Raw genomic sequence first — 21,153 nt, forward strand, 5'->3', positions numbered from 1 at the left:
GTTGAGAAGCGGCCAAACAAGCGCCCGACAAACGCAGATTTGCGTGATTCAGGAAGCATTGAACAGGATGCAGACTCAATCATCATGCTTTACCGTGAAGCGGTATACGACGAGAACAGTAGCGCCGCACCATTTGCTGAAATCATTGTGACGAAAAACCGTTTTGGCTCGCTTGGTACGGTTTACCAGCGGTTCTGCAACGGACACTTTGTTGCATGTGACCAGGATGAAGCCAGACAGATTTGCACAGCATCAAATGCACCTGCTGCGCGTGGCAGACGATATGCACAAGGGGCTGACGTATGAATAAAAAACAATTAGCCATTCTCGAAAAGGCATGGGATGCACAAATATCATGCGCTTTGAAAGAACAGGCACTACCAATAATCCAGACCAAATCGAAAATAGCCAGGCAGTTATGCGATGACGGATTCCTGAACGAAGTTGAGATTACGCACCAGATGGTAACGTTCAAAGGGTATGAGATAAATCATCATGGTATAGCGGCGTATTGCTCCCATCTTCCTGATGACGTTGACATTGATGAAATGGAAAGGGAGATGAAGCAATGACCATCTACATCACTGAGCTTGTAACAGGCCTGCTGGTAATCGCAGGCCTTTTTATTTGGGGGAGAGGGTAAATGAAGGATTTATTAGTAACGCTAAATGTCGGTTTAAGCCTTCTTGGTTACGCCTACATTATGTTCAAAACAGGCCAGTGGATTATTACAAATGCACTTAAGCAGTGGGATAAGCGTAGAAAAGTGTCAGCAAAGCAGAAGGCGGTTGATGCGCTATATGAAGCATACGAACTGGATAAGGTAAGCGAAGGAGATACTGTAAAAGTGGCGACAAAAGAAGGTCTGGTAATCATGATTTGCAGACATGAAAAGACTAATACCCAGCACACTGATGGAGAGTAGTGATGAGTACATTGGCTCAATTAATTAATGCCGACATTGAAGAGTCATTAGCACGGCATTATCGCTATTGGAAAGCTTCTAGACTTCCGATTAGAGAGCGATACAAGCGTAGGCCAAAACCAAAGAGCAGCCAGCGAGACAGGGTACTTAAGCGCCTAATGCAGATAAACATGTCGCAGTTTACTAATTTCACCTGGTTCAAGCGGTGATGGAGAGGAATATGGACGAATCAAGAAAACAGTTTTTGGAGTGGTTTGGTGAAGAGTTCGAGTCTATTAACAACAGCGAAGAACTTCACGTTCAGGCCATCAAGATGATTGCCTGGCAGTCATGGGTTAAGTCTCGCGCAGCTATCGAGATAAAACTCGATGACAAAGTGATGGCTGAGGATGATTTCGACAAAGGACACAACTGCGCAATCGACTATTGCGCTGATGCCATCCGCGCCGCCGGAATCAAAGTGAAGGAGTGAGTATGAGCAAAGTATCAAGAGGAATGAAAATATCGCTTATTTTCATCCTTAATCCGCATCGTATCTTTTTGGCTTCAGCAGTATGGCTGTCATATTTTGTTTATTGGTTAGCAGATAAATTGGATGATTTTGCGAGATGGCTTGAGAATTTTGCGAATGCGAGGTTTGAGTCATGGCCGCTTATCGGAGAGAGGATGTCTGACGAATTAAACCGGTATTACGCGGATAAGCGCAAGGAGAAGAGCAGGAGGGCAAGTGAAGCAATTATTCCTGCTTCGCAACGAAGCAATCAGAAATAACGCTATAGACGCCATTCTCTCACTACCCATCGACGACAAGTCCCCCCACGAAGTCCACGTTAAAGCACCCAAGCGAACCAAGGCACAGAACGACCGTATGTGGCCGATGCTTCAGGACGTCTCCCGTCAGGTGCTTTGGCATGGTCAACGACTGTCTCCGGAAGACTGGAAAGACATCTTCACCGCGCTGTGGCTCAAGACTAAAAAACTGGAGCAAAGAAGCGTGCCAGGTATTGATGGCGGTGTTGTTCTTCTTGGTGTACGTACCAGCAAGATGAGGAAGGCGAGCATGACAGAACTTATCGAAATCATGTTCTGGTTCGGATCAGAACGTAACGTGCGATGGAGTGATGATTCCCGGCGAGAGTATGAATGGTCACAACGAACAGGGAGAGTTGCATGAAACGATGTTACCGATGCGGAGAAAGCAAAGACGATTATCGATTCCGGCCAAATCAACCTTATTGGCACCAATGGTGTATCAGATGTGAGCGGTCGCCATTAGGTAATTTCCCGCTTCCAGAGACGAAGGAGGACGTATGGCACGACAGCGACGAAGTATCACCGACATAATCTGCGAAAACTGCAAATACCTTCCAACGAAACGCTCCAGAAATAAACGCAAGCCAATCCCAAAAGAATCTGACGTAAAAACCTTCAATTACACGGCTCACCTGTGGGATATCCGGTGGCTTAGAGAACGTGCGAGGAAAACAAGGTGATTGACCAAAATCGAAGTTACGAACAGGAAAGTATAGCGAGAGCCTTATGCGCAGGATGTAACAAGCAACTGGCACCTGATGAAATTTACGCCTGTGCAGAATGCGTCAACGAATGGCTGGTATATCGCGATCCACATTCAGATATGACAGGAGATAAGGATGGCTAACACAAATATGTATTCACCAAACGAGCAGGATTATATCCGCAGGGTTGCCGGAAAAGTCCCTGCTGACGTTATGGCATCCACCATAGGAAGAACCAGAAACAGCCTGGTTAACTGGGCTAATCGACATGGAATAAGCCTGAGAGTTCCTTACGGAATACTTAAAAAGCACTGGCCTGAATATGCTGAAAAAATGACAAAAGGTGGAAGAAATGGCGCTAAAGAGAGATAAGTTTGATGACGTTTTCTCCCAACTGGTTAGGGAGCGAACGGACTGGACATGCGATTACTGCGGACGATCATTCCATCACGAAAGACAAAAACTCCACTGCTCCCACTTCAAATCCCGACGGCACAAAGCCACCAGATACCATCCCTATAACGCCTTCGCCCACTGTATTGGCTGTCACCGAAAACTTGAAGAAGACCCATACGAATTCACCGCGCATGCGGAGATTGTCTATGGGGAGATGACAATAGAGCGTGTAGCGCGTCTGGCGTGCATTCCTGTGCGCTTAAAGCCTTGGCAGATGGATGAGCTATACCAGCACATGAAGAGCGAACTGAAGCGGTTACAGGAGCTAAGGGCGCAGGGTGTTACAGGGCGCATCGATTTCACATTGCCAGACTGGTATCAGGACGGAATTCAACTCCGCATGGGGGAATCTCAATGTGCAGCATAACCAGCATTAACCAGGCGAAACAGCAGCGTGAACGTGACGAAGCTGAATTGCGCAGCGTCAGAGAGATGACGGAGCAACACCAGAAGGCAATGAATTATCTGCATGATCGAGAGCGCGAACTGGTGAACCGGCTTGGATTGAACAAGCCGGCGGGAGGCGATGCTGCATGAGACTCGAAAGCGTAGCTAAATTTCATTCGCCAAAAAGCCCGATGATGAGTGACTCACCGCGGGCTACGGCTTCTGACTCTCTTTCCGGTACTGATGTGATGGCTGCTATGGGGATGGCGCAATCACAAGCCGGATTCGGAATGGCTGCATTCTGCGGTAAGCACGAACTCAGCCAGAACGACAAACAAAAGGCTATCAACTATCTGATGCAATTTGCACACAAGGTATCGGGGAAATACCGCGGTGTGGCAAAGCTTGAAGGAAATACTAAGGCAAAGGTACTGCAAGTGCTCGCAACATTCGCTTATGCGGATTATTGCCGTAGTGCCGCGACGCCGGGCGCAAGATGCAGAGATTGCCACGGTACAGGCCGTGCGGTTGATATAGCCAAAACGGAGCAGTGGGGGAGAGTTGTTGAGAAAGAGTGCGGAAGATGCAAAGGTGTCGGCTATTCAAGAATGCCAGCAAGCGCCGCATATCGCGCTGTAACGATGCTAATCCCAAACCTTACTCAACCCACCTGGTCACGCACTGTTAAGCCGCTGTATGACGCTCTGGTGGTGCAATGCCACAAAGAAGAGTCAATCGCAGACAATATTTTGAATGCGGTCACACGTTAGCGGCATGATTGCCACGAATGGCAACATCTTTACGGCATGATATTGACTTTTTGAATAAAGTTGGGTAAATTTGACCCAACGATGGGTTAATTCGCTCGTTGTGGTAGTGAGATAAAAAGAGGCGGCGCTTACTACTGATTCCGCCTAGTTGGTCACTTCGACGTATCGTCTGGAACTCCAACCATCGCAGGCTGAGAGGTCTGCAAAATGCAATCCCGAAACAGTTCGCAGGTAATAGTTAGAGCCTGCATAACGGTTTCGGGATTTTTTATTTGGGTCAGTCGTATAAAGGTCATTACGGAAGGCTGTTAACCTTCTTATCGTGGTTCGAGTCCACGCTGGCCCGCCAGACATGCTGGTTTAGCTCCAATGGTAGAGCAGTCGCCTTGTAAGCGAATGGGTAGCGGTTCAACTCCGTTAACCAGCACCATAACTGAGCCGTAGCCACTGGCTATCCTGAACTAATCAGTGATAGTTACGCTGCGGCCTTATACACATGACCTTCGTGAAAGCGGGTGGCAAGAGGCTGCGCTAACAACCTCCTGCCGTTTTGCCCGTGCATATCGGTCACGAACAAATCTGATTACTAAACACAGTAGCCTGGATTTGTTCTATCAGTAATCGACCTTATTCCTAATTAAATAGAGCAAATCCCCTCAATGAAGGGGTAGAGCATGTACCGTATGGACAAAATCAGAGAATGGTTCAGTTACAGCTTCGGAGGACTGACTGCGATGGGTGGCATTCTCTCCCTGAATGACTGGGCTGTAATCATTGGTATTCTTTGTACTGTCGGCACATTTGGCATCAACTGGTACTACAAACGCAAAGAGCGTGAGGACAGATTGAATGGCAATGTCACCGGCACTACGAAATAGCGTAATAGCGGCGATAAGTGGCGGGGCTATTGCTATAGCATCTGTTTTGATCACAGGTCCGAGTGGTAACGATGGTCTGGAAGGTGTCAGATACAAACCATATAAGGACGTAGTAGGTGTATTAACTGTGTGTTATGGCCACACTGGAAAAGACATTATACCCGGTAAAACGTATACCGAGGCAGAATGCAAAGACCTCCTGAATAAAGACCTCGCTACTGTCGCCAGACAAATTAACCCGTACATCAAAGTCGATATACCGGAAACAACGCGCGGCGCCCTTTACTCGTTCGTCTACAACGTGGGAGCTGGCAATTTCAGAACATCGACGCTTCTTCGCAAAATAAACCAGGGCGATATCAAAGGTGCATGTGATCAGCTACGTCGATGGACATACGCTGGCGGTAAGCAATGGAAAGGCCTGATGACTCGTCGTGAGATTGAGCGTGAAGTCTGTTTGTGGTGGGGGCAGCAATGAGCATGATTTGCTTTTTCATGGCAGCGTTGCTCGCATTCAATGGCAACGATGCGTGGCCGTGGTTTCTTGCCGTTGGGGTGTTGATGTCATGAGCCGGTTAACCGCAATCATCTGTGCTGTGGTTATTTGTCTGCTGGTTTCAATGGGGTGGGCTGTTAACCATTACCGTGATAACGCCATCTCCTACAAAGACCAGCGCGACAAAGCCACATCCACAATCGCTGATTTGCAGAAGCGCCAGCGTGACGTTGCAGAACTTGACGCCAGATACACAAAGGAGCTTGCTGATGCTAACGCGACTATCGAAAGTCTCCGTGCTGATGTTTCTGCTGGTCGTAAGCGCCTGCAAGTCGCCGCCACCTGTGCAAAGTCAACGACCGGAGCCGGCGGCATGGGCGATGGAGAAAGCCCAAGACTTACAGCAGATGCTGAACTCAATTATTACCGTCTCCGAAGTGGAATCGACAGGATAACCGCGCAGGTTAACTACCTGCAGGAATACATCAGGACGCAATGCCTTCGATGATAGCGATAATTTTACTCATCATCCTTCACATCTGGCTCTGTAGACAGGGTGGTGATCACTTCTGGAGTAAATCCAGATTAAACATCTCATTGCTGATGCTTGATATTGAGCATCTGGCGCGCGGTAAGGGGCTGCGTTGAGATAAGAGCCAGTCATCACAAACACCAGGATTTAGCCCCGCATTCGCGGGGCTTTTTATATCTGAATTTCACAGCGCATCTCACGCGCATATTAACGAGAGCCTTTCAGTAAGCGAGCCTGAGAAATGCCGTTATAGGTGGCGACCTCTCTCGGGCGGCTTTTCTGTGAGACAGGCTCACTTTCTAAAAGGTAAACGCTATGAATAACTTTGTTGAAATTACCTCAAGAATTGGTCGCATGTACCAAGATTTTCTTATAAGTGGAAAGGGGTCTGGCGACATCATAGAGGAAATTGACAAGCTAAGTGCAGAGCTGAGAAGGAATGGGTGTGTTAATTCTATCTTTTTTGAAACTTTGCTAAAGCAAGGCTTCATGTTTGACATGATTAATTACAACAAAGTCGCACCCAGTGCTTCGCAAAAATCATATGTGTACGTTCTGCATGCTGAAGATAGTGGGCTAACAAAAATAGGGTTTAGTCGCAGGGTTAATAAACGAATTTCAGAGATATCTCGCATGAGTGGTGGGAAGCTAAATCTAATTGCAAAGATTCCGGCCGATAGAGAGCTTGAAACCAAATTGCACCAAAAATATTACAACTATAGGTCGCACGGGGAGTGGTTTAGCCTCAATCGTTGTCATTTGAAAGAGCTAAAAGAAATGCCTGGTAACGAACTGAAATAATCCCCGGACTCACCAATTAACGGCAGTACCACGAAACAACCCAAGCCAGTAAGTGGGGAAATAACAGCGTTGTATCGTCGCAGTATCACCGCATTAACAATGACCGCAGCCCTTAATGGGAGCTCCTTCTGCGTGAGTGTGCAATGATAATCAATAACGATGCATACCGGGGTTTGCAGCTTTTACGATGGCTGGTCTATCCCTCATTGCTCGCCATCTCGATGCGGGGGTAGAAGAAATCGAGAGTGTTTTACAGTTCTTTCCACCACGAGGGCTCTATAAAGCAGAAGTTGTTTTATGTGCGCCTCCGGGTGATATACCAACTAAGTAGAGGAATATTCCAATATGACAGGTCTGACAATTAAGCAAGAAGCTTTCTGTCAGGCATACATCGAAACGGGTAATGCTTCTGAGGCTTATCGGACGGCGTATGCTGCTGACAAGATGAAGCCGGAGGCAGTACATGTTCAAGCATGTAAGTTGCAGGATAACCCTAAGATAGCCCTAAGGATAAAAGAATTGAGGGGCGAGATTAAGCAACGCCATAACGTCACCGTCGATTCTCTCCTCGCTGAACTGGAAGAGGCCAGACAAAAAGCCTTAAGCGCCGAGACGCCACAATCATCTGCAGCTGTAGCGGCGACAATGGGCAAGGCTAAGCTGGTCGGCCTTGATAAGCAGATTATCGATCACACCTCATCTGATGGAACTATGGCAACGAAGCCAACCACTATTCGCCTGGTAGGAGTTGACCCAGCAAATGGAAAGCCAAGTTGACCTCCAGATACCTGCCAAGTTAGTTCCTGTATTCGCGACAGAAGGAATCCGTTATCGTGGCGCTCACGGCGGACGTGGATCTGCTAAGACGCGTACTTTTGCACTAATGACTGCCGTCAAAGCGTACCAAGCGGCAGAAGCCAATATCAGTGGAGTTATCCTGTGCGCTCGAGAATACATGAACTCGCTGGAAGAATCCTCCATGGAGGAGGTAAAGCAGGCAATTCGCTCCGTGGCGTGGCTTGATGATTACTTCGACATTGGAGAGAAATACATCAGGACAAAGAATCGCAAGGTCAGCTATGTATTCTGCGGTCTTCGCCATAACCTAGACAGCATCAAATCAAAAGCGCGAATTCTTGTAGCCTGGGTTGACGAGGCCGAGTCCGTTTCTTCGACTGCGTGGAAAAAGCTTCGCCCGACCGTTCGTGAAGAAGGCTCAGAAATCTGGGTTACGTGGAACCCGGAGAAGGACGGCAGCGCCACCGACAAACTTTTCAGAAAGAATCCCCCAAAAAGCTCAATTATTGTCGAGATGAACTATGTCGACAATCCATGGTTCCCTGCTGTGCTTGAGGAAGAGCGACAGGAAGACTTGGCAAACCTTGATTACGCAGATTACGCGTGGATATGGGAGGGGGCTTACCTCGAAAACTCAGATAAGCAGGTGCTGGCTAACAAATACATCGTGCAGAGCTTCGAAGACAATCTATGGAGGAAATCAGAGCGCTTGCTGTTCGGTGCTGACTTCGGATTCGCGAAAGACCCCAGCACGCTTATTCGCATGTTCATTCTGGATAACAACCTCTACATCGAATACGAGGCCTACGGCAATGGCGTAGAGCTCGACGATATGTGGAAGTTTTATGCAGGCAAAACCGATGCCACGCCGAAACAGCTTGAGGACTGGGAGGTCACTGACGATGCGAAATTCCCCGGTATCCCTGAAGCGCGTAAATGGCCCATCAAAGCCGACAACTCTAGGCCAGAAACTATCAGCCATATCAAAGGGCAGGGATTCAATATCTCAGCTGCTCAGAAATGGCAGGGTAGCGTAGAGGACGGCATCACCTTCCTACGTGGATTTAAGAAGATCATCATCCATCCTCGCTGTAAAGAAACGGCGAAAGAGGCGCGGCTTTACTCGTACAAAACAGACCGTATCACTGGCGAAGTCTTGCCGATTATCGAGGATAAGAACAACCACTGCTGGGATGGAATCCGGTACGGTCTGGACGGGTATATCAAACGCAAACCTAAATCGATGGGGATGATGATTCCTAAGCGCCTTAGGGGGCAATAATCATGAAAAACAAATGCAAATGCCCTGGCTGCAAACGCAAAAGAAAAGGCTGGCCGGGTTATCAGCCATGCGCCACCAAATATCCTGCTGGGGGAATTGCTCCACCACCTAAACGACCATAACGGACAATCCATGACTGACAAATTAACACTAGCCGTCAATCACGCGCTGAATGACGTCAGGCTTGCTCGCGCCCGTATGGGGTTGATGGTGCCGACGATGGGGTTGGATAATAAGCGCCATTCCGCATGGTGCGAATACGGCTTCCCTGAGCTGGTCACCTACGAAAACCTCTACTCCCTGTACCGGCGCGGTGGTATTGCCCACGGTGCTGTAGAGAAGCTTGTTGGCAAGTGCTGGCAGACCAACCCGGAAATCATAGAGGGTGACGATGCCGACGATAGCGAAGACGAAACCTCCTGGGAGAAAAAGTCCAAACAGGTATTCACCAACCGATTATGGCGCTCATTCGCTGAGGCGGATCGCCGTCGTCTTGTCGGTCGATATGCCGGAATACTGCTGCATATCCGTGATGAAAAAGACTGGAATCTGCCTGCCACGAAAGGTCGTGGGCTACAGAAGGTTTCCGTGTCATGGGCTGGGTCGTTGAAGGTTGGAGAGTGGGACACTGGAATTAACTCTAAGACATACGGCCAGCCGAAGATGTGGAAGTACACCGAACGGTTGCCGAATGGTTCAAGCCGCCGTGTGGATATTCACCCTGACCGAGTATTCATCCTGGGGGATTACTCAGAAGATGCAATCGGATTCCTTGAACCAGCATATAACGCCTTTGTCAGTCTGGAGAAGGTGGAGGGTGGTTCAGGTGAGTCGTTCCTGAAGAATGCTGCACGCCAGCTTAATGTCAACTTCGAAAAGGAAATAGACTTCACAAATCTGGCGTCGCTGTATGGCGTGAGTATCGATGAACTACAGGATAAGTTTAACGAAGTTGCCGGGGAAATTAACCGTGGTAACGACGTGCTAATGACCACACAGGGGGCGACAGTTACACCCCTCGTTACATCAGTTGCGGACCCTACAGCAACATACAACGTGAACCTCCAGACAGCAGCCGCAGGGGTAGATATTCCTACGCGAATTCTGATTGGTAATCAGCAGGCAGAACGTTCAAGTACTGAAGACCAAAAATATTTCAACGCCCGATGTCAGTCTCGCCGCGTAGACCTGTCATTCGAAATAGAGGACTTCTGCGACAAGCTCATTGAGCTGAAGATTATCGATGCAGTGGCCAAGAAGGCAGTTATCTGGGATGACCTGAACGAACAGACCGGTACTGAAAAGCTCACCAACGCCAAGACTATGGGCGAGATTAACCAGACCATGCTGGGCAGCGGTGACAACCCGGCGTTTAGCCGTGAGGAGATTCGCACAGCTGCTGGCTATGACAATGATGACGAAGAGCCGTTAGGAGAAAAGGATGGCGACGAAGAGGACAAAGCCACCGATTCTGCCGCGTAACTATCAGGATCCGACAGGAGCCGATGCGCTGGAACGCCGGGCGATGAAAGACTTCTCCAGGCGGATGAATAAGATTGGCAAAGCGTACAAATCAGCACTCGATAAAATACCTTCCTCCATCGCAGTAAACGCCAGATACGAATACCAGCTAAACCCAACTCTGCTCTCCATCATCCTGAATGATGCCAGTTACCTGGTAGACCAGGTGCTGCTTGATGGTAACGAATACGACCTGTGGTTTTACGAGTACATCGCCCTGGCTGCTGAGAAAGGGACAGGGCAAGCCTTCTACAACCTCAGCCAGCAATCACCTGTGTATGCAGCGGGACGCGAGTCACTGGCGGCAATCCTCGCGAGTGACCCGTATCAGCAACGTATGGCGCTGGTACATGCGCGTGTGTTTGAGGAAATGAAGGGGCTGACTGCTGATGTTAAGCGCGACATGGCACGAGTACTGACTGATGGCGTGGGGCGAGGGCTTAATCCCAGTGACATTGCTCGTAACCTGACTGCACAGGCTGGCATAGAGAAGCGCCGGGCGAACAGGATAGCGCGCACTGAAGTGACTACCGCGCTGCGTCGAGCCAAGTGGGATGAAGACCAGGAGGCGAATGACCTCTTCGGCCTGAAAACGCTTCTGGTTCACATCTCGGCGCTGTCACCGACAACGCGACACACCCACGCCGTGCGCCATGCTCACCTCTACACAAATGAAGAGGTTCGTGAATGGTATGCAATGGATGCGAACAGTATCAACTGCAAATGCAGCCAACAGTCAGTTCTGGTTGACGGCGATGGAAGGCCTCAGTTCCCAGACGCCATTACCAAACTCAAACAGGAATATAAATCGATGCAGGCGCGTGGTTACGCCTGGGCGGAGAAATAACTATGCCTATTCAGGTAAACATCACCACGAAGGTGAACAGCCAGTCTATCAGGCGCGAAACATACAACGGGCGTGAGCACCTGGTGCTGCCGAGCTACACGCTGCCGGCGAACGTCGTAATGAATGGCGGGCTGTACACGCAAGAGCAAATCGACGCCCACTATAAAGGGCTGGAAGGCACCCTGGCACCGCTTGGGCATCCTCAGGTTAACGGTCAGTTTGTTTCTGCTTTCTCGCCTGAGGGGATTAACGCAGGCCATATCGGCGCGTGGAACCGCAACGTTAAGAAGTCCGGTAATCGCATCTACCTCGAAAAGTGGGTTGATGTGGCCCGCGCCAGCGAGTCTGAAGGTGGCAGGGAACTGCTTGAACGTGTCGCTGCCATTGAGCGCGGTGAAGACGTTCCGCCGATTCATACCAGTGTTGCCGCATTCCTCGACCAGCTTGAGCCCAACGATCAGCAGCGCGCCACAGGTGCTGAGTGGGTGGCAGATATCCACGGTATGGACCACGACGCGATCCTGCTGCACGAAGTTGGAGCCGCTACTCCGGAGCAGGGCGTTGGCCTGATGGTTAACGCTGATCTGGCGCAGCCGCTTAAGGCGAACTCAGGCGCGCTGGTGGGAGAATCCTACCGGGAGCGCGAGCAGCGCCTCGATCGCGCAGCCAAAGCGAAGTTTGCGGCGGGCGCGGATGAATATGCCTGGGTGGCTGATTTCACTGATTCTCAGGCGGTAATCGTCAGAAATGGCGGTACTGCTGAGGTATTTGGCTACAAGTCAGATGGCGGCGCAATCACCTTCGACGACACCGGAACGTCAGTCGCACGACAGGAATCATGGGTGGCTATCGTCGCCAACAAATTCAAATCTCTTTTCACACCGCAGGAGCAGCCTGCAACAAACCACAAAACGGAGGGCGACATGCCTTTAACCAAAGAAGAACTGGAACAACTCGGCAGCATGGTTAGCGAGGCCGTTGCCACCAATACCGAAAAAGCGATCAAGCCTCTCGCAGAAAAGGTAGATGCGTTGCAGGCCAACCAGCAGCAATTGGCTGAAACTCTGACTGCCAACTCCCGCGCAGAAGAGAAAGCCAAGCGTGAAGCGGTGGCGAAAGTTCACGGCGAGATCGTGGCTAACGCTCTTTCAGGCGAAGCACTGGATGCGATGTTTAAAACAATCGGTGAATCCGCGCCGCTGGGTACCAACTCTGCGCAACAGCAGAAAGAAACCGGTGCACCTGCCGCATCTGAATACTTCAAATAAGGAGCCTGGATAATGTCACGTTATCGTCGCGTTAATATCGACGGGAAATCGCTCTACAAGACCGAAACCCGTCTCACCGCCGCAGAACTACTGCCAGGCACCGCCGTCACTATTAACGGTGATGGTAAGTTCGCACAAGCCACTGCATTAACTGGCCGCATGTACATTATCGATTGTGCTTATCATCAGGGGCTTGGCATTCGTGATGCCGTTCCGGCTGGCGATTCTGCTGTTGGCAACTATGTCGAAGAAGGTCGTGAACTTGCGCTTCTGTGTGTACCTGGTGCGTACAAGAAGGACAGCCCGATTAAGCTTGGCGCGGCTGGTCAATTCACACTGGCAACTGGCGACACCGATTCAGTAATCGGCTACAGCCAGGACGAGTTCACCATCGCAGCCAGCACCACCGACTTCATTCGCGTTCGTATGCGCGTTGGCACTGCTGCCGCTGCAGGCGCGTAACAAAAGGATAAACATATATGTATTTCTCTAAAGAGACACTGGCGACTAACTCGCGCCTTGGTGGTCACTGGAATGAGCTTTGGGCAAACCGAAACATGTGGAACGCACAGCATGATGCTATGATTGCGGCAAATCGTTCTAATATGACTCCTGAATGGCTGGCGGTTAATGCTGTAGGCGGTTTTACGCGTGATTTCTGGGCCGAGATTGACCGTCAGGTGCTGCAACTGCGTGATCAGGAGGTTGGCATGGAAATCGTCAACGACCTGATTGGTGTGCAGACTGTTCTTTCTGTTGGCAAAACTGCAAAGCTCTACAACGTTATTGGTGATATCGCTGATGATGTGTCTGTGAGCATTGACGGTCAGGCTCCATTCTCATTTGACCATACCGAATATGCGAGTGATGGCAACCCGATTCCGGTATTCACCGCAGGTTACGGCGTGAACTGGCGTCATGCTGCTGGTCTTAACTCTGTAGGTATTGACCTTGTGCTGGATTCGCAGATGGCTAAAATGCGCAAGTTTAACCAGAAGCGCGTCAACTACTATCTGAACGGCGACCCGAATATTCAGGTGCAGTCCTACCCGGCACAGGGTATCAAAAATCACCGTAACACCAAGAAGATCAACCTGGGTTCTGGTTCGGGTGGCGCAAATATAGACCTGACCACTGCCGATATGACAGCACTGTTTTCTTTCTTCGGGAAAGGCGCATTTGGTACGCTGGCGCGCGCCAACAAAGTCGCTCAGTATGATGTGATGTGGGTGTCACCTGAAATCTGGGCTAACCTGGCTCAACCGTATGTAGTAAACGGCGTAGTTAGCGGCAACGTACTGAATGCTGTGCTGCCATTTGCGCCTGTTCGTGAAATTCGCCCGACCTTTGCGCTGAGTGGCAACGAGTTCATTGCCTATGTTCGCCGTCAGGACATCATTTCTCCGCTGGTTGGTATGGCTGTTGGCGTCGTGCCGCTGCCGCGTCCGTTACCTAACGTTAACTACAACTTCCAGATCATGTCTGCTGAAGGTTTGCAAATCACCGCAGACGACCAAGGCCTGTCCGGAGTTGTCTATGGCGCTAACCTTGTGTAAGGAAATGGTATGGCTAAATACGAAGTTGTACGACCATGGTTCGGCGTAAAGGTTGGCGATGTGGTGGATATAAAAGAACTGCATCCAGCCCTGAAGTCGAACGTTCGTCTGATGCGTGGAGAGGCGGGTAGTGACCTAACACCGGCAACTCCAGAAGCGAAATCAGGCCGACCCCGTAAAAACGAATAGCCGCGAAAGCGGTTTTTTTATGCCCTCTTCGGAGGGCTATAAGAGGCTCGCATGATTACCACAGAACAGGCCAAGGAATATCTGGAGTCAGTGGGTATCACGCTGCCAGATTTCATTCTGCAGGCTATCGTAGAGCAGGCTAACAGCATTCAGGAGTGCCTCGATGCACATTACCCGCCCGCAACGGCGCTGCTAATTCAGACCTATTTACTGGGTTTAATGGCGTTGGGGCAGGGTGATAGATACATCAGCTCTCAGACCGCGCCTAACGGCGCATCGCGTTCATTTCGGTATCAGTCTTTTGCTGACCGATGGAAGGGTTCCTTATCACTGTTGCGTGGCGCTGACAAATTCGGTTGTGCCAATGGCCTCATCCCCCCTGACCCAACAAATACCGCTTTCGCAGGTATCTGGATAGGCAAAGGCGGTTGCATGTGTAACGGGAGCCGCTGATGGCTTTAATATCGGTCAGGCAGAGACTTCCTGAGCCATTCGTAAAGGTATGGGTTATCACTGACAGCGGACGGCGGGTCACTGGCTACGTTAAAAGTAACGGTGAATGGTATTTGCTGTGCCGAAAGGTGGCAGCTGAGAACCCGGAGGTTATCCGGTGGGAGGATGATAGTGTCAGTCACGGCTAAGTGGTGTTATACCAACGTCGCCACTGTCTATCCTCGCGTCTATGACGACTGGAACAACACCTGGACAAACGGCATCCCATACCTGATTGACTGCACCTGGACGGCGAACAATGAAGTTGCTGTTGATGCCAGTGGTAAAGAGTTCACCACCAACCTGATTTTCTTCACTGAGCTGAAGCGTAATGGCGTCACCGCAAGCATGCCACAGCGAGACTGGTACATCGCCAGAGGTGACACCACGGCGCTATCAGATCCGCTTAAAGCCGGCGCGAACGTTATCAGGGCCGTAACCGACTGGGATATGTCATTTTTCGGCGAAGAGCCAGATTACAAAATAATGACGTGAGGTAATCATGCCCGTTAAAGGTATCAAGCGCGTCCAGATGAATACCCACCGGGTACTTAGTGACATAGCTGGCATACGCACGGAGAAGGTTCTCTATCTGGTGATGAATGCCGGCGCCAATCATGCCGCTGTAATTACCCCCGTTAAGTCGTCGACCCTCATAAATAGCCAGTACAAGAAGCTCGAACCAATACCGTCAGGAATGATTGGCAGAGTGGGTTATACGGCTAATTATGCAGCCGCGGTTAATGCTGCAAAGGGCAAGCTAAAAGGTAAGCCAAGGCCGGACGGCAGCGGGAATTACTGGGACCCTAACGGTGAGCCGGACTTTCTCCGTAAAGGCTTCGAGCGAGATGGGCTCAACGAGATTAAGGCCATCATCAGGCAAGGATACAAAGTATGACGCGTAGCGAGGTGTATGACGCGCTGAGAGTGTGGTTACAATCTCACGGGTTTGATGTCGGTTACCGCGTCCAGAAACGCTTCTGGAACGAGCTGGAAGGTACGGAAGGGGAAAGATACCTTGTTATCCAGCAAAACGGCGGTGGTAAGCCCGAGGAAGCCATAACGCGAGATTTTTTTCGCATCCTTGTTCTGTCAGGACAGAACGACAGTGATATTAACGAAGTTGAAGACCGCGCTGATGCAATCCGCCAGGCGATGATCGACGACTACCAGACTGAGTGCATCATCTCGATGCAGCCAATCGGCGGAATTACCGCCATCCAGACCGAAGAGGGTCGTTACCTCTTCGATATTTCCTTTCAAACCATCATTTCCCGATAATACGGAGATTAAGATATGCAGGATTTAACCTTTGCATACCTGCGTGAGGCTCTTTCCTATGACCCTAATTCTGGTTTATTTACCTGGAAAGTGAGGCCGAAAAGCCACTTCAGCAGTGTGAAGGCATGTAATCAGTCAAATTCTCACTTCGCCGGGAAAATTGCGGGGAGTAAGGACCCTAAGCATGGATACCTACGAATTAAGCTTTGTGGGAAAAATCATAAGGCACATCGGCTTGCATGGCTTTTTATGCATGGTTGCTGGCCTGAGGGTGAGATTGACCATGTTAACGGCATAAGAGATGACAACAGAATGGAAAACCTTCGCGATGTTTCCCACAAATTGAATATGCGGAATAGGGCCACCCCGGTAACGAATAGGCATGGGCTGCCTGGCGTCTCTTATAGAAACAGAAAGAAACCATGGTTTGCGCAGATTATGAATAACGATGGCAGAAACGAATATCTTGGTTCATTCAAAACTCCGGAAGAGGCTTCTTGCGCCTATCTCCTGAGGGCGAGAGAGCTTGGCTATCACGAACAACACGGTAATAGGAGTTAAAATTATGGCAGGATGTGAAGCGGGTGCTTTCACAGGGCGCGATGTCGTCGTTTACTACGCGATTGGCTGTCCAGAATCACAACCCGCCAACGGTGACTATAAGCGCCTTGGCATGATGCGCGGGAAAACTGTTTCCGCCGAATGGGATACTGCAGACGCTACGGCTGATATGAGCGCAGCGTATACGCAGGAAAATCTCGTAACCTATAAGAACATCTCGTTCTCTGGGGACGGTGTAACCCGCAAAGAAGATGTTTATGCGCAGAACGCGCTTAAACGCCACGTCTACAACCCACCCGCAGAGACCAGTAACCAGCCGTATGTCTGGCTGAAAATCATCTCTCCAAACGACATTACCGAAGGCCCGTTCATGGTTACTTCGTGGGAAGACGAAGCTCCTCATGATGACGTGGCCACATGGTCTATTGAGGCGTCAAGCGCCGGTCAGGTTGATGTACGTGATGTCGGCGCCGTAATTACTATCACTACGCAGCCGCAGAACCGCACGCTCACGGTGGGTGATGCACTAAACCTGTCTGTGGCAGCAAATGTCTCTGACAGTTCCACTCTGACCTATCAGTGGAAGAAGGACGGCACTGACATCACTGGCGCAACGAACGCTACCTACACCAAGGCCAGCGTCGTTACTGGTGATGCGGGGTCTTACTCCTGCCAGGTGACATCCTCAACCGCCGGCTCGGTTACATCTAACCCGGCGACGGTGACAGTGAACGAAGCCTAAACCCACGGGAGGCTTAGCCCTCCCTCTTATTGAGAGTTTCCATGAAAGCAATCACCGATATCGGCCAGGCTGTCATTCGCGCTGGCGGCAAAGAGATATTTCTCAATCCCTCATTTCTGGCTATGTCCCGAATCGGAACGCCTGAGCAAATCGTTGATGCTTTCGTGAAAGTTCATGCAGGCCATTACCCAAAGCACAGAATTGCGGACCCGCAGATACTCAAAGCGGCTAATGCACGCTGCTTTGCAGACATGGCAGAAGTTGCAGCTAAAGTGGTCAGGCATTGCTCTGAAGGCGACGTTGCTGAAATCATCGGCTCTTACTCAGTGACTACGGCGGGACGCCTCCTTTTTAAGCCTGGCTCGTTGCCTGTTGAAGACGTTATTCAGCTTGCGCGGCACCTGATTTTGCATGGCGTGATGGGGGATCAGCCGCCCGAGGAGTTTGAGAGCAAGAAGGGAGAGTACAGCGATAAATTCGATGTTCGGACATTCGTTTACACTGCGGTTGCTCACCTAGGTATGAGCGAGGCAGATGCCTGGAATATGACGATGACCAGCTTCCGGGCCGCCATGAATGCCAAGTTCCCGCAGAAGGAGAAAGGCAAGGTGCCAACCCAGGAGAAATACGATGAGGTTATGGACTGGGCGGAGCAGATGCTGGCAATGGATGCGCAGAGGCATGGGCCGCACTAGACCGCCAGGGTGGACTTATTATTTGTGAAGTGTGAACTCCATCACAATATGAGTTATTGGTTAAAAAAATAACTTTTAGCTGTATTTCATATCCATATCTATTCACTGCAATTCATATTCTGAAAAGATAACAGTTAACTGTTATATGCTGATTTGACAGGTATTTTTACTGGCGCTTTAATCACGCCAGTAGGTGCTCTTTAACAGTTAGGTTGGCTTTTTGTTTTCCGTAGCCTTTTCAATTTCTCTTTCTTGCTCTGAAAGGTTGCTTAATTTACTAATAGCCAGAGAGAAGGTTTGAGCAAGCTTACTAACCATCTCTTTCTGCCCATCGATGAGATCGTTTTGCATCTGTATTACACGTCTTAATTCTCTCGCATCCCCAGCAGGGAAGCCTGTTTTTTCGGCTGCAATAGAATCCTCAAGAATCTGCAATATCTCTGCGTTTAAAGAGCGTCCATTGCGTTTAGCTCTTTCAGCAAGTTCATCCTTCATGTCTGCAGGCATACGGAGGTTAAAGACTGGATCTGTTCTGGCCATTAAATTCACCTCTTGAAAAACAATATTGACATGGTATTACCGTGGGGCTAAATTATCAATGACCCCACGGTGGGGTCAAAAGGAGAGAGATATGCAAGAAGTTCTTTATACGGGTCGCAAAAACGAAGTATTCAATTTGAGATTGCCTGAGAGGATGAAGGAGGAGCTTAGGAAACTGGCGGAAATGGATGGTATTTCTATCAATTCTGCAATTGTGCAGCGTTTGGCTAAGAGCTTGAGAGAGGAACGCGCAAATGATCAGCAATAATAGCGAAGCCCGGAAGTGCGCTAACACAAACCGGGCCTCTATGTCAGTAACCGCTTGCAAGGAAACCAACATGAATATTGTAGCGAAATCAGAGTACAACTTCAAAGGCGTTCAGCTTTCTCCAGTCACTAATCTGGAAGGTGTCTGGTTTACTTCGGCAGACCTGGCAAAAGCCTTGGAATATTCAAACAGCCGAGCGGTTACCATGATTTACAACAAGTACGCCGACGAGTTTAGTTGTGGTATGTCTCAGGTACTCGATCTGAGTACCTCAGGAAATTACCGCAAAAAGGTGCGCGTTTTCTCGCTTCGTGGTGCTCACCTGATCGCTATGTTTGCTCGTACTGATGTAGCAAAAGAATTCCGCCGCTGGGTGCTGGATATTCTCGATCGCGAAGTCGCAGTGAACACGCCAGCATTAAACGAGCCATCTCTCCGCGAGCGTCATGCCTACAACGTTGATGCATTAGCTACTCACTATGCAGTTATGTATGAGACGTGGAGAAATCAGATTTACCCTGCATTGAAAGCTATCGAATCTCCATTAGCGGGACGTCTTTATGACCGATTTAAGGACGGCGCAATCTTCTTGGCACACGTAAAGAAAGGCGCGGAAAAACAACTTGAGGAAGGAGAGACAGCAAGGATTCGATAAAAGAAAAACCGCCAGTGGCGCTGGCGGTCTATGTCACAAACCCTAACTTACATAAGGAATGTCGAATGACTTCTAAGAATGTAGCAAACATCGGATCTGTTGTCACGGACAAAAACATTGATAGCCAGTCTCTGCTGGCGATGGTCAATGAAGCACGTAAACAGTGCGGTGAGCCAGAAGTTCGTAATAATAAATTCATTGAAAAAGTTGAAGATGAACTGGATGGCGAGCACTACACAAAAAGTGTAGTGCAAAAAGCGAATAAAACTTCGATGGTCATCATTGATATGTCCATCAAGCAAGCGCTCCGCGTGGCCGCCCGAGAATCAAAATCTGTCCGCCGCTCACTGGTAGACAAACTGGAGAGTATGCAGGAAGCGCACATTAAAAGAGGTAAGTCAGCGAGTGGCCTAGTTGAGTACCGTCAGGCCCGCACACTGAAAATGACGGTTGAAGCTGTTACCAACTTGTTCGACCTGATGCCTAACCTTGCACCTGAGGCAAAGCAGACGGCGGCCGCCAGTATCATCAATCCAATAGTAGGCTTCAATGCCATCCCGCTACCGGCTATTGAGGAGCATTACTACTCGGCAGGAGAGGTTGCAGAACAACTTGGTGTAACGGCGAATAAAATTGGTCGCATTGCCAACGCTAACAACCTCAAGACGGAGCGGTATGGCAAATTCTTCCTGGACAAGTCCGCTCACTCCAGTAAGCAGGTCGAAGCGTTCCGTTACAATTCAAACGGGATTGAAGCGCTGCGCCATCTGATCCACGGCGCTGATGTAGCTTAAGTTAACTATCACTGAAATCGTGATGGTCCAGATTTGGACCATCCTTGCCAACCCGCTTAACTGCTGGTTTTGTATTCTACATGGATAGATGATCAGTTTATGAAGTCGTGCCTCGCGTGATAAATTTACGGAAATACATTTCGTGGTGAATCAGCGTGGAAGATGAAAAACAGCGCCAAATACAACTTCAATTAACTCTTCAGCGGCGACTGGAGAAAGTCACACCTGAGCTATTCTCTGAATATCTTTTCGAACGCGGCGTCAAAACAGTCATATGTCCAATGTGTGGCAGTGAGGATATTGCTATTCCCAACGCCAGCACAATGACCGTTGGACCTGAAGGTAGCGAAAGCAGCACTTACGCCATCCCGGTCAAACTCGACACCGATGGGCCTCCATACTCATTGGTTAAATATGAGTATCGATTAATATGCAAAAACTGTGCGTTTTCTATGCATTTTGCAACATGGCCCGTGTTGAAGTGGGTAGAACAGAAGCTTTCTGATTCAGGGAAGGGAACCAATGGTTAATAAAAAAATAGATGATAATATTTATTTTGGAGACTTCCCTAAACATGGTGGCGGCGGAAGCGGAGGTGGTGAAATGCTCGAAGTACGAGTGGCTAAGCTTGAATCCAACGTTGAGGATATCAAAGCAAACCTGTCTGAGGCGCGGGTTGACATTCGAGACCTTCGTAACACGTCATCAGGCACAAGTAGAGATGTGGCGGTAATTCTTCAGAAACAGTTAGATATTGACGAAAAACTATCAAAAAAACCAAGTATCAGCGATATGGACAGAGCCATATCAACTGCCGCAAACAAGCAAATAATCTGGACGGTTTCTGTCATGGTAGGAATTGCGGGCCTGTCAATGGCTGTAGCTAAGCTCATTTTCTAACG

39 protein-coding genes and 2 tRNA genes are annotated in these 21,153 nt (G+C 49.5%); 40 read left to right on the plus strand and 1 reads right to left on the minus strand.

Annotated elements, in window-relative coordinates:
* The 35 genes from ABVN36_RS22760 to ABVN36_RS22930 all read left to right on the plus strand — a co-directional run.
* On the plus strand, positions 1-306 hold a 306-nt coding region (locus ABVN36_RS22760; protein WP_393923704.1), incomplete at its 5' end, for a DnaB-like helicase C-terminal domain-containing protein.
* A complete protein-coding gene (locus ABVN36_RS22765) occupies positions 303-572 on the plus strand; it encodes a hypothetical protein (protein WP_001036028.1) in 270 nt (89 codons plus the stop codon). The genes ABVN36_RS22760 and ABVN36_RS22765, both read left to right, overlap by 4 nt.
* Before the next feature lie 71 nt (positions 573-643).
* Positions 644-925, plus strand: coding sequence for a DUF4752 family protein (locus tag ABVN36_RS22770; RefSeq protein ID WP_058115773.1), 282 nt, complete (start codon positions 644-646; stop codon positions 923-925).
* Between the two features lie 220 nt (positions 926-1,145).
* Complete coding sequence (locus tag ABVN36_RS22775) at positions 1,146-1,397, plus strand: hypothetical protein (RefSeq protein WP_000344577.1); 252 nt, start codon at positions 1,146-1,148, stop codon at positions 1,395-1,397.
* Between the two features lie 2 nt (positions 1,398-1,399).
* The gene (locus ABVN36_RS22780) at positions 1,400-1,696 is read left to right on the plus strand and encodes a hypothetical protein (RefSeq protein WP_024150883.1); all 297 of its coding nucleotides are present in this window, start codon (positions 1,400-1,402) and stop codon (positions 1,694-1,696) included.
* Complete coding sequence (locus ABVN36_RS22785; protein WP_112324613.1) at positions 1,653-2,099, plus strand: recombination protein NinB; 447 nt, start codon at positions 1,653-1,655, stop codon at positions 2,097-2,099. Before ABVN36_RS22780 ends, ABVN36_RS22785 begins: the two co-directional genes overlap by 44 nt.
* Positions 2,096-2,269, plus strand: coding sequence for a protein NinD (gene ninD / locus ABVN36_RS22790; protein ID WP_024142973.1), 174 nt, complete (start codon positions 2,096-2,098; stop codon positions 2,267-2,269). Before ABVN36_RS22785 ends, ninD begins: the two co-directional genes overlap by 4 nt.
* Positions 2,236-2,418, plus strand: a complete 183-nt coding sequence (locus ABVN36_RS22795) for a NinE family protein (protein ID WP_000113771.1) — start codon at positions 2,236-2,238, stop codon at positions 2,416-2,418. The genes ninD and ABVN36_RS22795 overlap by 34 nt, the downstream gene beginning before the upstream one ends.
* Complete coding sequence (locus ABVN36_RS22800; RefSeq protein WP_020898882.1) at positions 2,415-2,585, plus strand: protein NinF; 171 nt, start codon at positions 2,415-2,417, stop codon at positions 2,583-2,585. Before ABVN36_RS22795 ends, ABVN36_RS22800 begins: the two co-directional genes overlap by 4 nt.
* On the plus strand, positions 2,578-2,814 hold the full coding sequence (locus ABVN36_RS22805) for a hypothetical protein (protein WP_001749499.1): 237 nt from the start codon (positions 2,578-2,580) through the stop codon (positions 2,812-2,814). The genes ABVN36_RS22800 and ABVN36_RS22805 overlap by 8 nt, the downstream gene beginning before the upstream one ends.
* A gap of 438 nt (positions 2,815-3,252) precedes the next feature.
* Positions 3,253-3,435 (plus strand): hypothetical protein, encoded by a 183-nt coding sequence (locus tag ABVN36_RS22810; protein ID WP_023138244.1) that lies wholly within the window; start codon positions 3,253-3,255, stop codon positions 3,433-3,435.
* Entirely contained in the window at positions 3,432-4,055 is a 624-nt protein-coding gene (locus tag ABVN36_RS22815) for an antitermination protein (protein WP_001235461.1), read from the plus strand. The genes ABVN36_RS22810 and ABVN36_RS22815 overlap by 4 nt, the downstream gene beginning before the upstream one ends.
* A gap of 274 nt (positions 4,056-4,329) precedes the next feature.
* A tRNA-Asn gene (locus ABVN36_RS22820) sits at positions 4,330-4,404 on the plus strand.
* Between the two features lie 5 nt (positions 4,405-4,409).
* Positions 4,410-4,485, plus strand: a tRNA-Thr gene (locus ABVN36_RS22825).
* A gap of 244 nt (positions 4,486-4,729) precedes the next feature.
* Positions 4,730-4,933 carry a phage holin family protein gene (locus tag ABVN36_RS22830; RefSeq protein ID WP_000286100.1) on the plus strand — a complete coding sequence of 68 codons (204 nt, stop codon included), beginning with the start codon at positions 4,730-4,732 and terminating at the stop codon, positions 4,931-4,933.
* Positions 4,911-5,411, plus strand: a complete 501-nt coding sequence (locus ABVN36_RS22835; protein ID WP_033903588.1) for a lysozyme — start codon at positions 4,911-4,913, stop codon at positions 5,409-5,411. Before ABVN36_RS22830 ends, ABVN36_RS22835 begins: the two co-directional genes overlap by 23 nt.
* 88 nt (positions 5,412-5,499) lie before the next feature.
* Positions 5,500-5,937, plus strand: coding sequence for a lysis protein (locus ABVN36_RS22840; protein ID WP_187791539.1), 438 nt, complete (start codon positions 5,500-5,502; stop codon positions 5,935-5,937).
* Positions 5,925-6,077 carry a hypothetical protein gene (locus tag ABVN36_RS22845; RefSeq protein WP_001543881.1) on the plus strand — a complete coding sequence of 51 codons (153 nt, stop codon included), beginning with the start codon at positions 5,925-5,927 and terminating at the stop codon, positions 6,075-6,077. The genes ABVN36_RS22840 and ABVN36_RS22845 overlap by 13 nt, the downstream gene beginning before the upstream one ends.
* Positions 6,078-6,276: 199 nt before the next feature.
* Positions 6,277-6,762: a GIY-YIG nuclease family protein gene (locus ABVN36_RS22850; RefSeq protein ID WP_001058931.1), complete on the plus strand. Its 486-nt coding sequence runs from the start codon at positions 6,277-6,279 to the stop codon at positions 6,760-6,762.
* Between the two features lie 345 nt (positions 6,763-7,107).
* Entirely contained in the window at positions 7,108-7,539 is a 432-nt protein-coding gene (locus tag ABVN36_RS22855; protein WP_000147264.1) for a terminase small subunit, read from the plus strand.
* The gene (locus ABVN36_RS22860) at positions 7,523-8,842 is read left to right on the plus strand and encodes a PBSX family phage terminase large subunit (protein WP_000445799.1); all 1,320 of its coding nucleotides are present in this window, start codon (positions 7,523-7,525) and stop codon (positions 8,840-8,842) included. The genes ABVN36_RS22855 and ABVN36_RS22860 overlap by 17 nt, the downstream gene beginning before the upstream one ends.
* Positions 8,843-8,974: 132 nt before the next feature.
* Positions 8,975-10,324 carry an anti-CBASS protein Acb1 family protein gene (locus ABVN36_RS22865; protein ID WP_000130173.1) on the plus strand — a complete coding sequence of 450 codons (1,350 nt, stop codon included), beginning with the start codon at positions 8,975-8,977 and terminating at the stop codon, positions 10,322-10,324.
* Complete coding sequence (locus ABVN36_RS22870) at positions 10,284-11,210, plus strand: phage minor head protein (RefSeq protein WP_000201916.1); 927 nt, start codon at positions 10,284-10,286, stop codon at positions 11,208-11,210. Before ABVN36_RS22865 ends, ABVN36_RS22870 begins: the two co-directional genes overlap by 41 nt.
* A 2-nt stretch (positions 11,211-11,212) precedes the next feature.
* Positions 11,213-12,478 (plus strand): hypothetical protein, encoded by a 1,266-nt coding sequence (locus tag ABVN36_RS22875; RefSeq protein WP_001122569.1) that lies wholly within the window; start codon positions 11,213-11,215, stop codon positions 12,476-12,478.
* A gap of 12 nt (positions 12,479-12,490) precedes the next feature.
* Positions 12,491-12,940, plus strand: coding sequence for a hypothetical protein (locus tag ABVN36_RS22880; protein ID WP_000092740.1), 450 nt, complete (start codon positions 12,491-12,493; stop codon positions 12,938-12,940).
* A 17-nt stretch (positions 12,941-12,957) separates the two neighbouring features.
* Positions 12,958-14,034, plus strand: coding sequence for a major capsid protein (locus ABVN36_RS22885; protein ID WP_079917313.1), 1,077 nt, complete (start codon positions 12,958-12,960; stop codon positions 14,032-14,034).
* 9 nt (positions 14,035-14,043) lie between these two features.
* Positions 14,044-14,223, plus strand: coding sequence for a hypothetical protein (locus tag ABVN36_RS22890; protein ID WP_001151798.1), 180 nt, complete (start codon positions 14,044-14,046; stop codon positions 14,221-14,223).
* A 51-nt stretch (positions 14,224-14,274) separates the two neighbouring features.
* The gene (locus ABVN36_RS22895; protein ID WP_000633372.1) at positions 14,275-14,676 is read left to right on the plus strand and encodes a hypothetical protein; all 402 of its coding nucleotides are present in this window, start codon (positions 14,275-14,277) and stop codon (positions 14,674-14,676) included.
* Entirely contained in the window at positions 14,676-14,864 is a 189-nt protein-coding gene (locus ABVN36_RS22900; RefSeq protein ID WP_001174016.1) for a hypothetical protein, read from the plus strand. The genes ABVN36_RS22895 and ABVN36_RS22900 overlap by 1 nt, the downstream gene beginning before the upstream one ends.
* A complete protein-coding gene (locus tag ABVN36_RS22905) occupies positions 14,848-15,210 on the plus strand; it encodes a hypothetical protein (RefSeq protein ID WP_000117091.1) in 363 nt (120 codons plus the stop codon). Before ABVN36_RS22900 ends, ABVN36_RS22905 begins: the two co-directional genes overlap by 17 nt.
* A gap of 7 nt (positions 15,211-15,217) precedes the next feature.
* On the plus strand, positions 15,218-15,613 hold the full coding sequence (locus tag ABVN36_RS22910) for a hypothetical protein (RefSeq protein ID WP_001144356.1): 396 nt from the start codon (positions 15,218-15,220) through the stop codon (positions 15,611-15,613).
* Positions 15,610-15,996, plus strand: a complete 387-nt coding sequence (locus ABVN36_RS22915; protein ID WP_000198520.1) for a hypothetical protein — start codon at positions 15,610-15,612, stop codon at positions 15,994-15,996. The genes ABVN36_RS22910 and ABVN36_RS22915 overlap by 4 nt, the downstream gene beginning before the upstream one ends.
* Positions 15,997-16,011: 15 nt before the next feature.
* The gene (locus tag ABVN36_RS22920; protein WP_079917314.1) at positions 16,012-16,557 is read left to right on the plus strand and encodes an HNH endonuclease signature motif containing protein; all 546 of its coding nucleotides are present in this window, start codon (positions 16,012-16,014) and stop codon (positions 16,555-16,557) included.
* Between the two features lie 4 nt (positions 16,558-16,561).
* Positions 16,562-17,299 carry a phage tail tube protein gene (locus tag ABVN36_RS22925; protein WP_079917315.1) on the plus strand — a complete coding sequence of 246 codons (738 nt, stop codon included), beginning with the start codon at positions 16,562-16,564 and terminating at the stop codon, positions 17,297-17,299.
* A gap of 41 nt (positions 17,300-17,340) precedes the next feature.
* Positions 17,341-17,994: a DUF6246 family protein gene (locus ABVN36_RS22930; RefSeq protein ID WP_079917316.1), complete on the plus strand. Its 654-nt coding sequence runs from the start codon at positions 17,341-17,343 to the stop codon at positions 17,992-17,994.
* A gap of 207 nt (positions 17,995-18,201) precedes the next feature.
* Here ABVN36_RS22930 and ABVN36_RS22935 read toward each other — a convergent pair whose 3' ends face one another.
* Positions 18,202-18,534 (minus strand): Arc family DNA-binding protein, encoded by a 333-nt coding sequence (locus ABVN36_RS22935; RefSeq protein ID WP_079917317.1) that lies wholly within the window; start codon positions 18,532-18,534, stop codon positions 18,202-18,204.
* 91 nt (positions 18,535-18,625) lie between these two features.
* On the opposite strand from ABVN36_RS22935, the gene ABVN36_RS22940 reads away from it, so the two are divergent.
* The 5 genes from ABVN36_RS22940 (at position 18,626) to ABVN36_RS22960 (ending at position 21,151) form a co-directional block, all read left to right on the plus strand.
* Positions 18,626-18,802, plus strand: coding sequence for an Arc family DNA-binding protein (locus ABVN36_RS22940; RefSeq protein WP_079917318.1), 177 nt, complete (start codon positions 18,626-18,628; stop codon positions 18,800-18,802).
* A gap of 70 nt (positions 18,803-18,872) precedes the next feature.
* A complete protein-coding gene (locus ABVN36_RS22945) occupies positions 18,873-19,457 on the plus strand; it encodes a Bro-N domain-containing protein (RefSeq protein ID WP_336422192.1) in 585 nt (194 codons plus the stop codon).
* A gap of 65 nt (positions 19,458-19,522) precedes the next feature.
* Positions 19,523-20,251, plus strand: a complete 729-nt coding sequence (locus ABVN36_RS22950; protein WP_079917320.1) for a hypothetical protein — start codon at positions 19,523-19,525, stop codon at positions 20,249-20,251.
* Positions 20,252-20,406: 155 nt separating this feature from the next.
* Complete coding sequence (locus tag ABVN36_RS22955) at positions 20,407-20,781, plus strand: hypothetical protein (RefSeq protein ID WP_020838529.1); 375 nt, start codon at positions 20,407-20,409, stop codon at positions 20,779-20,781.
* Complete coding sequence (locus tag ABVN36_RS22960) at positions 20,774-21,151, plus strand: hypothetical protein (protein ID WP_000247488.1); 378 nt, start codon at positions 20,774-20,776, stop codon at positions 21,149-21,151. Before ABVN36_RS22955 ends, ABVN36_RS22960 begins: the two co-directional genes overlap by 8 nt.
* The last annotated feature ends 2 nt before the right edge of the window (positions 21,152-21,153 follow it).

The sequence above is a fragment of the Salmonella sp. SJTUF15581 genome (assembly GCF_043356775.1).
In the GTDB taxonomy this organism is placed as follows: domain Bacteria; phylum Pseudomonadota; class Gammaproteobacteria; order Enterobacterales; family Enterobacteriaceae; genus Salmonella; species Salmonella enterica.

Excerpts from the sequence above, each read along its gene's own strand:
- ABVN36_RS22890 (WP_001151798.1), top strand. The coding sequence starts at position 14,044 with ATGGCTAAATACGAAGTTGTACGACCATGGTTCGGCGTAAAGGTTGGC.
- ABVN36_RS22860 (WP_000445799.1), top strand. The coding sequence starts at position 7,523 with ATGGAAAGCCAAGTTGACCTCCAGATACCTGCCAAGTTAGTTCCTGTA.
- ABVN36_RS22805 (WP_001749499.1), top strand. The coding sequence starts at position 2,578 with ATGGCTAACACAAATATGTATTCACCAAACGAGCAGGATTATATCCGC.
- ABVN36_RS22915 (WP_000198520.1), top strand. The coding sequence starts at position 15,610 with ATGACGCGTAGCGAGGTGTATGACGCGCTGAGAGTGTGGTTACAATCT.
- ABVN36_RS22830 (WP_000286100.1), top strand. The coding sequence starts at position 4,730 with ATGTACCGTATGGACAAAATCAGAGAATGGTTCAGTTACAGCTTCGGA.
- ABVN36_RS22880 (WP_000092740.1), top strand. The coding sequence starts at position 12,491 with ATGTCACGTTATCGTCGCGTTAATATCGACGGGAAATCGCTCTACAAG.
- ABVN36_RS22870 (WP_000201916.1), top strand. The coding sequence starts at position 10,284 with ATGGCGACGAAGAGGACAAAGCCACCGATTCTGCCGCGTAACTATCAG.
- ABVN36_RS22810 (WP_023138244.1), top strand. The coding sequence starts at position 3,253 with ATGTGCAGCATAACCAGCATTAACCAGGCGAAACAGCAGCGTGAACGT.
- ninD (WP_024142973.1), top strand. The coding sequence starts at position 2,096 with ATGAAACGATGTTACCGATGCGGAGAAAGCAAAGACGATTATCGATTC.
- ABVN36_RS22865 (WP_000130173.1), top strand. The coding sequence starts at position 8,975 with ATGACTGACAAATTAACACTAGCCGTCAATCACGCGCTGAATGACGTC.
- ABVN36_RS22885 (WP_079917313.1), top strand. The coding sequence starts at position 12,958 with ATGTATTTCTCTAAAGAGACACTGGCGACTAACTCGCGCCTTGGTGGT.
- ABVN36_RS22875 (WP_001122569.1), top strand. The coding sequence starts at position 11,213 with ATGCCTATTCAGGTAAACATCACCACGAAGGTGAACAGCCAGTCTATC.
- ABVN36_RS22855 (WP_000147264.1), top strand. The coding sequence starts at position 7,108 with ATGACAGGTCTGACAATTAAGCAAGAAGCTTTCTGTCAGGCATACATC.
- ABVN36_RS22770 (WP_058115773.1), top strand. The coding sequence starts at position 644 with ATGAAGGATTTATTAGTAACGCTAAATGTCGGTTTAAGCCTTCTTGGT.
- ABVN36_RS22840 (WP_187791539.1), top strand. The coding sequence starts at position 5,500 with ATGAGCCGGTTAACCGCAATCATCTGTGCTGTGGTTATTTGTCTGCTG.
- ABVN36_RS22900 (WP_001174016.1), top strand. The coding sequence starts at position 14,676 with ATGGCTTTAATATCGGTCAGGCAGAGACTTCCTGAGCCATTCGTAAAG.
- ABVN36_RS22775 (WP_000344577.1), top strand. The coding sequence starts at position 1,146 with ATGGACGAATCAAGAAAACAGTTTTTGGAGTGGTTTGGTGAAGAGTTC.
- ABVN36_RS22765 (WP_001036028.1), top strand. The coding sequence starts at position 303 with ATGAATAAAAAACAATTAGCCATTCTCGAAAAGGCATGGGATGCACAA.
- ABVN36_RS22815 (WP_001235461.1), top strand. The coding sequence starts at position 3,432 with ATGAGACTCGAAAGCGTAGCTAAATTTCATTCGCCAAAAAGCCCGATG.
- ABVN36_RS22945 (WP_336422192.1), top strand. The coding sequence starts at position 18,873 with ATGAATATTGTAGCGAAATCAGAGTACAACTTCAAAGGCGTTCAGCTT.
- ABVN36_RS22950 (WP_079917320.1), top strand. The coding sequence starts at position 19,523 with ATGACTTCTAAGAATGTAGCAAACATCGGATCTGTTGTCACGGACAAA.
- ABVN36_RS22845 (WP_001543881.1), top strand. The coding sequence starts at position 5,925 with ATGCCTTCGATGATAGCGATAATTTTACTCATCATCCTTCACATCTGG.
- ABVN36_RS22960 (WP_000247488.1), top strand. The coding sequence starts at position 20,774 with ATGGTTAATAAAAAAATAGATGATAATATTTATTTTGGAGACTTCCCT.
- ABVN36_RS22795 (WP_000113771.1), top strand. The coding sequence starts at position 2,236 with ATGGCACGACAGCGACGAAGTATCACCGACATAATCTGCGAAAACTGC.
- ABVN36_RS22930 (WP_079917316.1), top strand. The coding sequence starts at position 17,341 with ATGAAAGCAATCACCGATATCGGCCAGGCTGTCATTCGCGCTGGCGGC.
- ABVN36_RS22780 (WP_024150883.1), top strand. The coding sequence starts at position 1,400 with ATGAGCAAAGTATCAAGAGGAATGAAAATATCGCTTATTTTCATCCTT.
- ABVN36_RS22835 (WP_033903588.1), top strand. The coding sequence starts at position 4,911 with ATGTCACCGGCACTACGAAATAGCGTAATAGCGGCGATAAGTGGCGGG.
- ABVN36_RS22895 (WP_000633372.1), top strand. The coding sequence starts at position 14,275 with ATGATTACCACAGAACAGGCCAAGGAATATCTGGAGTCAGTGGGTATC.
- ABVN36_RS22850 (WP_001058931.1), top strand. The coding sequence starts at position 6,277 with ATGAATAACTTTGTTGAAATTACCTCAAGAATTGGTCGCATGTACCAA.
- ABVN36_RS22910 (WP_001144356.1), top strand. The coding sequence starts at position 15,218 with ATGCCCGTTAAAGGTATCAAGCGCGTCCAGATGAATACCCACCGGGTA.
- ABVN36_RS22940 (WP_079917318.1), top strand. The coding sequence starts at position 18,626 with ATGCAAGAAGTTCTTTATACGGGTCGCAAAAACGAAGTATTCAATTTG.
- ABVN36_RS22935 (WP_079917317.1), bottom strand. The coding sequence starts at position 18,534 with ATGGCCAGAACAGATCCAGTCTTTAACCTCCGTATGCCTGCAGACATG.
- ABVN36_RS22925 (WP_079917315.1), top strand. The coding sequence starts at position 16,562 with ATGGCAGGATGTGAAGCGGGTGCTTTCACAGGGCGCGATGTCGTCGTT.
- ABVN36_RS22920 (WP_079917314.1), top strand. The coding sequence starts at position 16,012 with ATGCAGGATTTAACCTTTGCATACCTGCGTGAGGCTCTTTCCTATGAC.